A 13,332-nucleotide genomic window follows, 5' to 3' on the forward strand; every position below is an offset into this window, starting at 1 on the left:
TCCTTATTGTCTTACTTCACCGTGGCCGAACACCACGTACTTCAGGGAGGTCAAGCCTTCCAGCCCGACCGGGCCGCGCGCGTGCAGCTTGTCGTTGGAGATGCCAATCTCCGCGCCCAGGCCGTATTCGAAACCGTCGGCGAAGCGGGTCGAGGCGTTGATCATCACCGAGGCGGAATCGACTTCGCGCAGGAAGCGCATGGCGTCGGTGTGGTCTTCGGTGATGATGGACTCGGTGTGCTTCGACGAGTAGTGGTTGATGTGCTCGATCGCTTCGTCGGTGCCGGCGACGATCTTCACCGCCAGGATCGCGGCCAGGTATTCGGTCGACCAGTCTTCCTCGGTGGCGGCGGCCAGGTGCGGGTAGCCGGCGGCGGTCAGGATCGCCAGCGCTTCCGGGTCGGCGCGCAGTTCGACCTGCTTGGTCGCGTACAGCTTGGCCAGCTGCGGCAGCACCGCCGGCGCGATCGCGCGCGCCACCAGCAGCGTTTCCATGGTGTTGCAGGTGCCGTAGCGGTGGCACTTGGCGTTGAAGCCGATATCCACCGCCTTCTTCAGGTCCGCCTTGGCGTCGATGTAGACGTGGCAGATGCCGTCCAGGTGTTTGATCATCGGCACCGTCGCCTCTTCCATCAGGCGCGCGATCAGGCCCTTGCCGCCGCGCGGGACGATCACGTCGACGTATTGCGGCATGGTGATCAGCGCGCCGACGGCGGCGCGGTCGGTGGTGTCGACCACCTGCACGCCGTCCTCGGGCAGGCCGGCGCCGGCCAAGCCTTCCTTCACCAGCCTGGCCAGCGCGCGGTTGCAGTGGATCGCTTCCGAACCGCCGCGCAGGATGGTGGCGTTGCCGCTCTTGATGCACAGGCCGGCCGCGTCCACCGTGACGTTGGGACGCGATTCGTAGATGATGCCGATCACGCCCAGCGGCACGCGCATCTGGCCGACCTGGATGCCCGACGGGCGGAATTTCAGACCGGAGATTTCGCCGATCGGATCGGGCAGCGCGACGATCTGGCGCAGGCCCTCCACCATCGTGGCGATGGCCTTGTCGGACAGGGCCAGGCGGTCCAGCATCGCCGGCGCCAGGCCGTTGGCGGCGGCGGCGTCCATGTCCAGCTGGTTGGCGGCGCGCAGTTGTGCGGCGTCGCGCTCGATCGCGTCGGCGATCAGGGTCAGCGCGCGGTTGCGCGTCGCGCTGTCGGCGCGGGCCATGGCGCGCGATGCGCTGCGCGCCTGTTGGCCCAGTTGCTGCATGTAGTGCTTGATGTCCATCGATAGCTTTCTTAACCGCGTGCGACCTTCAACGCCAGCTGCAGCATCGCGTCCCACGCGTCGCCGGAATGCGCTTTCGCGCGCAATCCCTTGATCATTTTGTCGACCTGCGCCGCGTCCCGCATCGCCGCTTCCAGCGTCGGAAGCGAAATGCGCCGCAGCGCAGGATCCATCATGCGTTCCTTCGGTCCCCAGATGCGATGCTCCTTGAGCAGCGCACCGAGCGGCCGGCCCTGCGCCATGCCCGCCTTCAGCTTGAGCAGCGTGCGGATTTCCTCCGACACCGCCCACAGCACCAGCGGCAGCGCCTCGCCCTCGCCCTTCAAGCCTTCCAGCATGCGCACCAGCCGCGCCGGATCGCCCGACAGCATCGCCTCGCTGAGCTTGAACACATCGTAGCGCGCCACATTCAGCACCGCGTCGTGCACCTGCTCGTAGGTCAGCTTGCCCGGCTCGTGCAGCAGGGCGAGTTTCTGTATCTCCTGATGGGCCGCAAGCAGATTGCCTTCAACGCGATCGGCGATGAAATCGATGCTCTGCCGGTCCGCGCTCTGCCCTTGTGCGGCAAGACGCTGGCCTATCCAGTTGGGCAACTGCGCCCGTTCGATCTGCGCGATGTCGATATACACCGCGGCTTGCTGCAGACTGGCGACCCAGGCCGCCTTCTGCGTCTGCCAGTCCAGCTTCGGCAGCGTGATCAGCGTCAGGTTGTCCGGACTCAGATCCTTCACATAATGTTGCAGCGCCGCGCCGCCGTCCTTGCCCGGCTTGCCGGTCGGGATGCGCAGCTCGATCAGCTTCTTGTCGCCGAACAGCGACAGCGCCTGGTTGGACGCCAGCAGCTCGCCCCACTTGAAGCTGCGCTCCACGGTCAGCACGTCACGCTCGGAATAGCCCTGCGCGCGCGCCGCCTTGCGGATCTTGTCGGCGGCCTCCAGCGCCAGCAAATGCTCGTCGCTGGTGATCACGTACAGCTGCGACAACGATTTGCTTAAATGGCCGTCCAGCGCTTCCAGGCGCAATTGCATCGTCCGCCCTTACAGTATCGGCACCGCCGGCGCGGCCGGCGTGGTCGCGGGCGGCGGCGGCAGCGATACGCCCGCCGTCTTCACGGCGGCGATGCGGCGCATCATCTGCTGTACCAGGTCGGTCTGCATGTCCTTGTACAGCAGTGCCTCTTCCTGCTCCTTGGCCAGCAACTGGGTTTCGTTGAAGTCGATCGGCCGGGTCAAGGTGATCTGGGTTGGCCCCAGCAGCTCGCCGCCCTGCTTGTCCAACACGCGGAACACGATGTTGTACGTCAGCAGATACTGACGCACGCGGCCATTGCTGTTCAGCGACAGGATAGTCTTGGTCTTGGTCTTTTCGGGATTGGACAGCACCTCGACGATGCCGTCGGCCTCGCGCGCGGTGTTGACCACCACCGTGCCGCCGTTGGCGCGGATGTTGCGCTTCAAATCGATCGCCAATGGCGACGACTCCGGCAGCCCGATGTACATCGCCGGGAACGGCAGCGTGTAGTGGCCGCTGTCGCCGCGCAGGTGGAAGCCGCACGCCGACACCGTCAGCGCGACCGCCAGCACCGCTGCATGGATCCGGCCGCGCCGGAACAAAGAACTAGTCGCCATTGTATGAACCCGTTAAACCACGATGTTGATCAACTTGCCCGGCACGACGATGATCTTCTTCGGCGTGCCCTCGATGAACTTCTGCACCGCTTCGTTGGCCAAGGCCGCCGCTTCGATGCTCGCCTTGTCGGCGCCCTTGGCCACCACCACGCTGCCGCGCAGCTTGCCGTTCACCTGGATCATCATCTCGATCTCGGACTGCTCCAGCGCCGCAGGGTCGACTTGCGGCCACGGCGCGTTGAGGATGTCGCCGTGCGCCTTTGCGTAGCCCAGTTCTTCCCACAGCACGTGGGTGATGTGCGGCGCGACGGGGTTCAGCAGGCGCAGGAAGATGGCGTAGCCTTCCGACAGCGATGCGGCATCCGCGTCCTTGGCCGATTCCAGCGTGTTGAGCATCTTCATGCAGGCCGATACCACGGTGTTGTACTGGATGCGCTTGATGTCGTAGTCGGCCTGCTGCAGCACCTTGTGCAGTTCGCGGCGCAGGGTCTTGCCGGCGTCGCTGCTGGCGGCGGCCGTCAGCGGCGAACCGGCGGCGGCGATGGCTTCGCGCTGCGCGTAGCCGAACGCCCACACGCGGCGCAGGAAGCGGTTGGCGCCTTCGACGCCGCTGCCCGACCATTCCAGCGTCTGCTCCGGCGGCGAGGCGAACATGGTGAACAGGCGCGCGGTGTCGGCGCCGTATTCGCCGATCTGCGCGGCCGGGTCGATGCCGTTGTTCTTCGACTTCGACATCTTCTCGGTGCCGCCGATGTTGACGGCCTGGCCGTCGGCCTTGGAGACCGCGCCCTGCGGACGGCCCTTGTCGTCCAGCGTCAGGTCGACGTCGGCCGGGTTGAACCAGGTCTTCTTGCCGGCCGCGTCTTCGCGGTAGTAGGTCTCGTTCAGCACCATGCCCTGAGTCAGCAGGTTGGTGAACGGCTCGTCGAACTTGACCAGGCCGAAGTCGCGCATGATCTTGGTCCAGAAGCGCGCGTACAGCAGGTGCATGACCGCGTGTTCGATGCCGCCGATGTACTGGTCCATCGGCATCCAGTAGTCGTTGCGCTCATCGACCATGGCCTTGTCGGCGCCCGGCGAGGTATAGCGCATGTAGTACCACGACGAATCGACGAAGGTGTCCATGGTGTCGGTCTCGCGGCGCGCCGGCTTGCCGCACTGCGGGCAGTCGCACTTGAGGAAGGCTTCGTATTTGTTCAGCGGGTTGCCGGTGCCATCGGGCACGCAGTCTTCCGGCAGCACCACCGGCAGGTCTTTTTCCGGCACCGGCACCACGCCGCAATCGCCGCAGTGGATCATCGGGATCGGCGTGCCCCAGTAGCGCTGGCGCGAGATGCCCCAGTCGCGCAGGCGGAAGGTGATTTTCTTCTCGCCCAGGCCCTTGGCTTCCATGTCGGCGGCCACCGCGTCGACCGCTTCGGCGTAGCGCAGGCCGTCGTACTTGCCGGAGTTGGTGACGATCGAGATGTCCTTGTCGCCGTACCATTCCTGCCAGCCGTCGGTCGAGAACTCCTTGCCCTCGGCCGTGATCACCTGCTTGATCGGCAGGTCATATTTCTTGGCGAAGGCGAAATCGCGCTCGTCGTGCGCCGGCACGCCCATCACGGCGCCGTCGCCGTAGGTGATCAGCACGTAGTTGCCGACCCAGACCTCGACCTGCTCGCCGGTCAGCGGATGGGTGACGAACAGGCCGGTCGGCATGCCCTTCTTCTCCATCGTCGCCATGTCGGCTTCGATCACGGAGCCCAGCTTGCACTCGGCGTTGAACGCGGCCAGCGCCGGATTGGTGCGCGCGGCGTGGATCGCCAGCGGGTGCTCGGCCGCGACGGCGGCGAAGGTCACGCCCATGATGGTGTCCGGACGGGTGGTGAAGACGTACATCTTGCCGTCCTGGATCAGCTGGCCGTCGGCGTCCTTGATCTGGTGCGGGAAGGCGAAGCGCACGCCGGTCGATTTGCCGATCCAGTTGGTCTGCATGGTGCGCACGCGCTCCGGCCAGCCCGGCAGCTTGTCGTCGACATAGGCCAGCAGCTCGTCGGCGTAGTCGGTGATGCGGGCGTAGTACATCGGGATCTCGCGCTTTTCGATCAGCGCGCCGGAACGCCAGCCGCGGCCGTCGACCACCTGCTCGTTGGCCAGCACGGTCTGGTCGACCGGATCCCAGTTCACGGTGCCGGTCTTTTTGTAGATGATGCCTTTTTCCAGCATCTTCAGGAACATCCACTGGTTCCACTTGTAGTATTCCGGTTTGCACGCGGTCATTTCGCGCGACCAGTCGATCGCCAGGCCCATCGACTCCATCTGCTCGCGCATGTGGGCGATGTTGGAATAGGTCCATTGCGCCGGCGGCACGTTGTTGGCCATCGCCGCGTTTTCGGCCGGCATGCCGAACGCGTCCCAGCCCATCGGCATCAGCACGTTGTAGCCGTTCATGCGCAGGTAGCGGTACATCACGTCGTTGATCGTATAGTTGCGGACGTGGCCCATGTGCAGCTTGCCCGATGGGTAAGGCAGCATCGAGCAGGCGTAGTACTTCCCTTTCGGGAAACGCGGGTCGTGTTCGACGGCTTTGTAGGCGTCGATGGCCTTCCAGTGGGATTGCGCGGCTTTTTCTACGTCGGCGGGACTATATTTATCTTGCATGATTGGTGAGCAGCCAAAAGTGAATATGAACCGGACATTATACCGGTTCATGCCCCCGCTGAGCGCGTCGGCCCCGGCGCGGGCCGAAGTTTCGCCGCCCGCCGCCGCTAGTCCGGCTTGTAGCGGTCGCTGGACGAGGACCAGTCGGGGCGTTTTTCGACCGGCACGTCGTCCTGGTTGAAGCTGTCCAGCAGTTTCAGCGACTTGGCGTCGTACAGGACTTCGCGGCCGGCGAAGTGGCTGCCGCCGCAGTCGATGACGATGCGGCTGCCTTTTTTCCAGAACCAGAAGTCGCGGATGAAGGGCTCGCACTTGATCGCGCGCGACTTGCCGTCGCGGTACAGGCGCACCTCGCTGGCGCCGGGCTCGGACTCTCCCTGGGCCGGGGCGGCGCCCATGACCAGCCAGGCGGCCGTCTCGCCGTCCGGCGCCAGCTTGGCGTTGGCGGCGCGCGCCGGCTGCTCGACCAGCAGTTCCTTGCCGGCCGAGGTGACCAGATGGACCTTGCCGCCGTCGTCCACGTAGACCTGCTTCAGCGCCGCCGCCTGCGCCTGGGCGCACAGCGCCAGCAGGGCCACGCCTAGCGCTTGGGTGATGCGTTTCATGTCGCCTCCGTCGCCAGATTGATCTCCTGGGCCAGCATACCCGAGCCGCGCCGCCCGCTCCGCACGGTTCGCCGCACGCGGCAGGAGCGGCAGGAGCGGCAGCGGCGGCAGCGCCGTGGTGGCGGCGCCGATGGGGCGCGGGCGCCACGGCGGGCGGGGCGCGGCATCGGCGCGGCGGCGCGGGTAGCTGCGGCAGGGGCAGGCCTCGCTGCTGCTTGGGGCGCGCGGCGCCGCCGGCCGGGCGGCGTGGCATACTTGGCGTATGCACTATCGCGAATATCCTCCCCATCCGGCGCTGGCGGCGCACGTCGACTGCCTGTGGGCGGCGCGCGCGCCGGCCGTCGCGCCCGGGGACGTGCATACGCACCGGGTCCTGCCGGACAATTGCGTCGACATCCTGTGGCAGGACGGCGGCCAGCCCGGTTTCGCGGTCGGCATGATGAGCCGCGCGATCCTGGTCGCCAGCGAGCGGCCGGTGCTGACCTTGGCGGTGCGCTTCAAGCCCGGCGCGGCGCGCGTTTTCCTAGCCGCGCCGCTGCACGCGCTGACCGACCAGCGCGCCGACATCGACCTGCTGTGGGGCCGCAGCGACGCCGACCAGCTGACCGACGCGCTGTGGACCGATGAGCTGCCCGAGCGCGCGCGCCTGGCGCTGATCGAGCGCGCGCTACTGCGGCGGCTGGGCGCGGCCGGCGTCGCAGTGGCCACGGGCCGCGCGGACGCGACGGGCTTTGCGCCCGGCCTGGCGCGGGCCGCAGCGCGCCCGGCAGGCTCGGCGGGCGCGACGGGCGCGGCGGGCGGCGCGGCGAGCGCGGGGATCATGGCGGGCGCTGTCGGCCGAACCGCCGCCGCGCCGCCGGGCGGTGTGCTGGTCCAGCGCGCGCTGCGGGCGCTGGACGCCAGCAACGGCGGCTTGCGCATCGAAGACCTGGCGGCGACGTTGGGCGTCTCGCGCCAGCACCTCGCCGCGCAGTTCCGCGACCAGGTCGGGCTGTCGCCCAAGCTGTACGCGCGCATCTGCCGCTTCCGCCGCGCCACGGCCGCGCTGAAGACCGCCCCGGCGCGGGCGGCCGGCACCCCGGACTGGGCGCAACTGGCGCTCGACTGCGGCTACTTCGACCAATCCCACCTGATCCACGACTTCCAGGAATTCGCCGCCAGCACGCCCGAGCGATTCCATTTTTCCAATCGCCCCGGCTGACGATGTGCCAAGATGATGTTTTCAACATCTTTGCGGAGAAGAGCATGATCAAGGGATTACGTACAGTGGCATATCCGGTGGCCGACCTGGCCGCCGCCAAGGCGTGGTACGCACAGGTGTTCGACACCGCGCCGTATTTCGACCAGCCGTTCTACGTCGGCTTCAACATCGGCGGCTTCGAGCTGGGACTGATCCCGGACGGCACGCCGGGCACCGCCGGCAGCATGGTCTACTGGGGCGTCGACGGCATCGACGCCGAAGTGGCCCGCATCACCGCGCTGGGCGCGACGCCGCAGGGCGCCATCCAGGACGTCGGCGACGGCATCCGGACGGTGGAACTGGCCGACCCGTTCGGCAACCTGCTTTGCCTGATCGACAACCCGCACTTCGATTTGACAGCGGTGCGCTAACGAATGTGGCACACTACTGCCTCTGCAAAATAAAGAGGTAGCGCCATGTCCCGCCGTAACGCCAATCCGATCAAATCGCCCGAGCAAATCGTCCTGGCGCGCGTCGCCGCCCAGCTGGCGGCCGACGTGCTGACCATGATCGGCCCGCACATCAAGCCCGGCGTCAGCACCGCCTACCTCGACCAGCTGTGCAACGACTACATCGTCAACGTGCAGCAGGCGATACCGGCCAACGTCGGCTACGGCGGCTTCCCGGCCACGGTGTGCAGCTCGGTCAACCACGTGGTCTGCCACGGCATCCCGTCGGAACAGCTGATCCTCAAGAACGGCGACATCATCAACATCGACGTCGCCGTCATCAAGGACGGCTGGCACGGCGACACCAGCCGCATGTACTACGTCGGCGAGCCGTCGAAGTCGGCGCGCAAGCTGGTCGAGACCACCTACGCGGCGATGTGGGCCGGCATCCGCGCCGTCAAGCCGCGCGCGACGCTGGGCGATGTCGGCTTCGCGATCCAGACCGTGGCCGAGAAGGCCGGCTACAGCGTGGTGCTGGACTACTGCGGCCACGGCATCGGCATGGTCTACCACGAGGAGCCGCAGGTGACGCACTACGGCCGTCCGGGCCAGGGCATCGTGCTCAAGCCGGGCATGCTGTTCACGATCGAGCCGATGATCAACGCCGGCAAGGCGGCGACCAGGGAATTGAGCGACGGCTGGACCGTCGAGACGCGCGACAAATCGCTGTCGGCGCAATGGGAGCACATGGTGCTGGTGACCGACACCGGCTTCGAGGTGCTGACGCTGGCGCCCGGCGAGACCGGCGCCAAGGCGCAGATCCCGAACGCGGTGCCGGCCGGCGCCGAAGCCCCGGCCGCGCCTAGCGCAGCGTAAGCTTCAGGGCCGGCTTCTCGCCGTAGTCGTCATAGCGTTCGTTGATGCCGGCCACGCAGTACGTCACCTCTTCCAGGATATCCGGCGCGGCGGCCCGCATCGCCGCCGCGTCCTGGATGACGATCTCCAGCACCTCGTTCGGCTTCAGGCGGAATTTGCTCATGCCGTCTTCGTCGCGCAGATAGCTGAGGCAATCGACCCAGGCGTCCATCGTGTTGGCGTAAGTATCGGGAAAGCCCAGCGCGGCCTTGCAGGCGGCGTGAAAGCTGGTGAAGTCGGTGATCGCGGCGCCGTTCAGTTCTGCGGTGGCCATATTATTTTTTCTCCTTGGGGTCGGTGACGAAGCCCAATTTGCTTAATCCATTCGCCTGCGCCGCCGCCATCACCTGCGCCACCACTTCGTAGCGGGTGTCCTTGTCGGCGCGCAGTTGCAGTTCCGGCTGCGGCTCCAGCTTGGCCGCGTCGATCAGCCGCGCCTCCAGCGCGCTCTGCTCGACCGGATCGTTGTTCCAGAAGATCTTGCCCTTGCCGTCGATCGACAGCGTGACCGTGGCCGCCGGCTGGGCCGGCGCGCTTTGCGCCTGCGCCTTCGGCAGCTCCAGCTGGACCGCGCTGGTGAACATCGGCGCGCTGAGGATGAAGATCACCAGCAGCACCAGCATCACGTCCACCATCGGCGTGACGTTGATGTCGGCCATCGGACCCGGATTGCGGTGGTGGTTGAATGCGCCAAAGCTCATGCTTGCTCCCGGCAGTGACTTATTTGGTTAAATACGCGTGCAGGTCGTGCGCGAAGGCGTCCAGCTCGGCCAGCGTGAGCCGGTTGACGCGGTTGAAACCGTTATACGCCAGCACCGCCGGTATCGCCACCACCAGCCCGACGGCGGTCATGATCAGCGCCTCGCCCACCGGGCCGGCCACTTTGTCGATCTGCACCGTGCCGTGCGACGACACGTTCGCCAGCGCGTGGTAGATGCCCCAGACGGTGCCCAGCAGGCCGACGAAGGGCGCGGTGGCGCCGATCGACGCCAGCAGGGTCAGGCCGCCTTCGAGGCGGTTGGTCGACGCCTGGATCGCCACCCGCAGCACCCGCGTCACTTGCGCCGCGTGGTTCATTTCGCCGCCCAGCGACGGCCGCTCGGCCGCTTTCAGCTGCGCCGCACCGGAATGCGCCAGCGGCGTATAGATCTGTTCCGGGTCGGCCAGCGACAGCGCGGCGACGCCGTCCTGCATCGTCGGCGCCTCCCAGAACGCCTGCACCGCCGGCGCGCTGCGGCGGATGCGGAACGCGGCATAGGCCTTGGCCAGGATGAAGAACCAGCTCACCAGCGACATCGCCAGCAGCACGAACGCCACCGCGTGGCTGATGCCGTCGCCCTGCGCCCAGAAGCGGGACAGGGTGAACTGGCTGTCGGCGGCGATGGGGTTCATCAGGTGTTCAGTCCCAGGACGTCGTACATGTCGAACAGGCCGGTCGGCTTGTCGGCCAGGAAGCGGCAGGCGCGCAGCGCGCCGTTGGCGTAGGTGACGCGGCTGCTGGATTTGTGGCTGATCTCGATGCGCTCGCCGATGCCGGCGAACAGCACGGTGTGGTCGCCGACGATGTCGCCGCCGCGGATGGTGGCGAAGCCGATCGACGACGGATCGCGCTCGCCGGTCACGCCTTCGCGCGCGAACACGCCGCATTGCTGCAGGTCGCGGCCCAGCGCGTCGGCGATCACTTCGCCCATTTTCAGCGCGGTGCCGGACGGCGCGTCGACCTTGAAGCGGTGGTGCGCCTCGATCACTTCGATGTCGTAGCCGGTGGCCAGCGCCTTGGCCGCCTGCTCCAGCAGCTTCATCGTGACGTTGACGCCGACGCTGAAGTTGGGCGAGAACACGATCGCGGTCCGCTCGGCCGCCGCGACGATGGCGGCCTTGCCGGCGTCGTCGAAACCGGTGGTGCCGATCACCAGCTTGATGCCGTGTTCGGCGCAATACGCGAGATGTTGCAGCGTCGCTTCCGGACGGGTGAAGTCGATCAGGTAGTGCGCGCCGGCCAGGCCCGTGGCCAGGTCCGACTCCACCGCCACGCCGGACGGCTGGCCGAGGAAGGCGGCGGCGTCGGCCGCCTCGTTGCCGGCGCGGTCGAGGGCGCCGGACAGGCGCGCGTCGGCGGCGTCCCGCACCGCTTCGATCAGGATGCGGCCCATGCGGCCGCCGGCGCCGGCGATGGCGATGTTCAGTTCGGTCATGCGTGGTTCCTTGTTATTTCTTTTCCGTGCCCACCGAGACGCCCACCGGGGACGCGGCGGCGTTGTCGTTACCGGCCGGCAGCGGCGCGGTGTTGCCCACCGGCTTGGCGTCGGGCGCGTCCGGGTTTTTCTTCAGCTTGGGCGCCGGACCGGCGATGCGGGCGATGTATTCTTTTTCGGTCGGCAGGTTGCCGCCTTCCCAGCGCGCCACTTTGCCGTCGGCGTCGAAGAACACGATCACGCGGCTGGTGGTGATTTCGCCGTTGCCCTTGGCCATGCGGAACGCGTAGTCCCAGCGGTTGCCGTGGAACGGATCGGCCAGCAGCGCGGTGCCGAAGATGAAGCGCACCTGCTCGCGCGTCATGCCGACTTTCAATTGGGACAACATTTCCTCGGAAACGAAGTTACCTTGCTGGATGTCCGGGCGATACGGCGAGAAGAACCACATGAACTTCTGCAGCGGGGTGATGGTGGTGGTTTGCGCGCCTTTGCTGGCGTCCAGCGTGACACCGGTTTCCTTCACCTGGTTCGATTTCTCGCCCAGCGTGGTATTGGAGGCACAGCCGCCCAGCGCCAGCGCGATGCACGCGACGGCCGCTGCGGAGGTGTGACGGTGCAGCAAAGACTGCGATAAAGCCTGGGTGAAGCGCATAAGTGTCCTCAATCTGGTCGAGCGGAAATGCCGAAAAACGCTATATCATAAAGCACGCGGTGCGAAGCAGGGCATTATCCCGTAAAACCGCGCTTATGTCCTTGTTTTACAAAGCACAAATGTAAAACATTGCAAAGCCGGACGCGGCCGGGCGCGGCGAATAGGAGGTGCGGCGCCTGCCGGAGTGCGTTAAACTGTGGGCTAGCTATCGCCAACCACACAAAGAGTCTCCAACATGGGTAACAATCCGACCGATCTGAAGGCCAGCGGCCTGAAAGCCACGCTGCCACGCCTCAAAATCCTGGACATCTTCCAGAATAGCGAAGTGCGCCACCTGACCGCCGAGGATGTTTACAAGATCCTGCTGGCCGACAATATGGATGTGGGCCTGGCCACCGTCTACCGGGTGCTGACCCAGTTCGAGCAGGCCGGCCTGCTGAACCGCAACCATTTCGAGACCGGCAAGGCCATCTTCGAGCTGAACGAGGGGTCGCACCACGACCACCTGGTGTGTCTGGATTGCGGCCGGGTGGAAGAGTTCTTCGACGAGGAGATCGAGAGCCGCCAGCAGCTGGTGGCCAAGGAGCGCGGCTTCAAGATCGCCGAGCACGCGCTGGCGATCTACGGCAACTGCACCAAGACCGCCTGCCCGCACCGTCCGTAGGGGGTCAAGTCTGACATTCGTACACGGGCTCTACCGTAACGTTCGCTACGGAAGAGCCCGTGTACGAATGTCAGACTTGACCCCCATGGCTCAGCGCGTTCGATAACAGTTTGGCGGTGATATCGACGATCGGTATCACCCGCTCATACGCCATCCGCGTCGGGCCGATCACCCCCAGCGTGCCGACGATCTTGCCGTTGGCCATGTACGGCGCGGTGACCACGCTCATCTCGTCCATCGGCACCAGGCTCGATTCGCCGCCGATGTAGATCTGCACCCCGCTGGCCTTGCTCGACACGTCGAGCAACTGCATCAGCCCGGTCTTCTGCTCGAACATGTCGAACATCTGCCGCAGCGACGTCATGTTGGACGACAAATCGCTGACCGACAGCAGGTTGCGCTCGCCGGAGATCACCATGTCCTCCGAATTGTCCGCCATCGCCTCGCTGCCCGCCTCCACCGCCGCCTGCATCAGCCGGCCCATGTCGTCGCGCAACTGCCGCACTTCGTTCTGCAACCGCGTGTGCACCTCGTCGAACGCCAGCCCGCCGTAGTTCTGGTTGATGTAGTTGGCCGACTGGATCAGCTGGGTCGGGCTGTAGTCGACGTCGGTCAGCAGCAGCCGGTTTTGCACGTCGCCGGTCGGGCCGACGATCACCAGCAAAATGCGTTTTTCGCCCAGCCGCAGGAATTCGATCTGCTGGAACACCGATTCGCGCCGCGGACTGAGCACCACGCCGGCGAACTGCGACAGCGACGACAGCATCTGCGCCGCGTTGGCGATCATCTTCTGCGGCTGCGGCGCCTGCAGCCGCATGCGCGATTCGACCGAGTGCTCGTCGAGGTGCTGCACCGTCAGCAAGGTGTCGACGAAGATGCGGTAGCCGCGCGGCGTCGGCACCCGTCCGGCCGAGGTGTGCGGGCTGGCGACGTAGCCCAGCTCCTCCAGGTCGGCCATGATGTTGCGGATGGTGGCGGGCGACAGGTCGAGGCCGGAAATCTTGGAGAGCGCGCGCGAGCCTACCGGCTGGCCGTCCGCGATATAGCGTTCCACCAGGGCTTTGAGCAGGGTTTGGGCGCGAGTGTCGAGTTGCATTGCTGTCTTTATGATGGCCGGTGTGAAGGT

Annotated in this window: 15 protein-coding genes; 4 read left to right on the top strand and 11 right to left on the bottom strand. The window is 66.2% G+C overall.

Going from position 1 to position 13,332, the window contains the following annotated elements:
• Positions 1 to 3: 3 nt before the first annotated feature.
• The 5 genes from GW587_RS22165 to GW587_RS22185 all read right to left on the bottom strand — a co-directional run bounded on the left by GW587_RS22165 (position 4) and on the right by GW587_RS22185 (position 6,151).
• Positions 4 to 1,275, bottom strand: a complete 1,272-nt coding sequence (locus GW587_RS22165; protein WP_166106773.1) for a glutamate-5-semialdehyde dehydrogenase — start codon at positions 1,273 to 1,275, stop codon at positions 4 to 6.
• Between the two features lie 11 nt (positions 1,276 to 1,286).
• Complete coding sequence (holA, locus tag GW587_RS22170; protein ID WP_166106774.1) at positions 1,287 to 2,303, bottom strand: DNA polymerase III subunit delta; 1,017 nt, start codon at positions 2,301 to 2,303, stop codon at positions 1,287 to 1,289.
• A gap of 9 nt (positions 2,304 to 2,312) precedes the next feature.
• Positions 2,313 to 2,903, bottom strand: a complete 591-nt coding sequence (locus GW587_RS22175) for an LPS-assembly lipoprotein LptE (RefSeq protein ID WP_166106775.1) — start codon at positions 2,901 to 2,903, stop codon at positions 2,313 to 2,315.
• Positions 2,904 to 2,915: 12 nt separating this feature from the next.
• The gene (leuS, locus tag GW587_RS22180) at positions 2,916 to 5,546 is read right to left on the bottom strand and encodes a leucine--tRNA ligase (protein WP_166106776.1); all 2,631 of its coding nucleotides are present in this window, start codon (positions 5,544 to 5,546) and stop codon (positions 2,916 to 2,918) included.
• 107 nt (positions 5,547 to 5,653) lie between these two features.
• Positions 5,654 to 6,151 carry a hypothetical protein gene (locus GW587_RS22185; protein ID WP_166106777.1) on the bottom strand — a complete coding sequence of 166 codons (498 nt, stop codon included), beginning with the start codon at positions 6,149 to 6,151 and terminating at the stop codon, positions 5,654 to 5,656.
• A 262-nt stretch (positions 6,152 to 6,413) separates the two neighbouring features.
• On the opposite strand from GW587_RS22185, the gene GW587_RS31465 reads away from it, so the two are divergent.
• The 3 genes from GW587_RS31465 to map are packed head-to-tail and all read left to right on the top strand — an operon-like array spanning position 6,414 to position 8,656.
• Entirely contained in the window at positions 6,414 to 7,352 is a 939-nt protein-coding gene (locus GW587_RS31465) for a DUF6597 domain-containing transcriptional factor (protein WP_229259589.1), read from the top strand.
• A 44-nt stretch (positions 7,353 to 7,396) separates the two neighbouring features.
• Positions 7,397 to 7,762, top strand: coding sequence for a VOC family protein (locus tag GW587_RS22200; RefSeq protein WP_166106778.1), 366 nt, complete (start codon positions 7,397 to 7,399; stop codon positions 7,760 to 7,762).
• 45 nt (positions 7,763 to 7,807) lie between these two features.
• A complete protein-coding gene (gene map / locus GW587_RS22205) occupies positions 7,808 to 8,656 on the top strand; it encodes a type I methionyl aminopeptidase (protein WP_166106779.1) in 849 nt (282 codons plus the stop codon).
• Here the strand turns inward: map and GW587_RS22210 are convergent.
• From GW587_RS22210 to GW587_RS22230, 5 genes are read right to left on the bottom strand one after another with little or no spacing between them, the layout of a single operon-like run.
• Complete coding sequence (locus GW587_RS22210) at positions 8,643 to 8,969, bottom strand: barstar family protein (RefSeq protein WP_166106780.1); 327 nt, start codon at positions 8,967 to 8,969, stop codon at positions 8,643 to 8,645. The two genes, map and GW587_RS22210, sit on opposite strands and share 14 nt — an antisense overlap.
• Position 8,970: 1 nt before the next feature.
• The gene (locus tag GW587_RS22215) at positions 8,971 to 9,396 is read right to left on the bottom strand and encodes an ExbD/TolR family protein (RefSeq protein WP_166106781.1); all 426 of its coding nucleotides are present in this window, start codon (positions 9,394 to 9,396) and stop codon (positions 8,971 to 8,973) included.
• Between the two features lie 19 nt (positions 9,397 to 9,415).
• Positions 9,416 to 10,087 (bottom strand): MotA/TolQ/ExbB proton channel family protein, encoded by a 672-nt coding sequence (locus GW587_RS22220; protein WP_166106782.1) that lies wholly within the window; start codon positions 10,085 to 10,087, stop codon positions 9,416 to 9,418.
• A complete protein-coding gene (gene dapB / locus GW587_RS22225; RefSeq protein WP_166106783.1) occupies positions 10,087 to 10,890 on the bottom strand; it encodes a 4-hydroxy-tetrahydrodipicolinate reductase in 804 nt (267 codons plus the stop codon). The genes GW587_RS22220 and dapB overlap by 1 nt, the downstream gene beginning before the upstream one ends.
• 13 nt (positions 10,891 to 10,903) lie before the next feature.
• Positions 10,904 to 11,542, bottom strand: a complete 639-nt coding sequence (locus GW587_RS22230) for an outer membrane protein assembly factor BamE (protein WP_166106784.1) — start codon at positions 11,540 to 11,542, stop codon at positions 10,904 to 10,906.
• A gap of 235 nt (positions 11,543 to 11,777) precedes the next feature.
• Between GW587_RS22230 and fur the strand changes: the two genes are divergently transcribed.
• Entirely contained in the window at positions 11,778 to 12,206 is a 429-nt protein-coding gene (gene fur / locus GW587_RS22235; RefSeq protein WP_008452832.1) for a ferric iron uptake transcriptional regulator, read from the top strand.
• 70 nt (positions 12,207 to 12,276) lie between these two features.
• Here fur and hrcA read toward each other — a convergent pair whose 3' ends face one another.
• Complete coding sequence (hrcA, locus tag GW587_RS22240; protein WP_166106785.1) at positions 12,277 to 13,302, bottom strand: heat-inducible transcriptional repressor HrcA; 1,026 nt, start codon at positions 13,300 to 13,302, stop codon at positions 12,277 to 12,279.
• Positions 13,303 to 13,332 lie beyond the last annotated feature (30 nt).

It is taken from the genome of Duganella aceris (assembly GCF_011090165.1).
Lineage (GTDB): Bacteria > Pseudomonadota > Gammaproteobacteria > Burkholderiales > Burkholderiaceae_D > Rugamonas > Rugamonas aceris.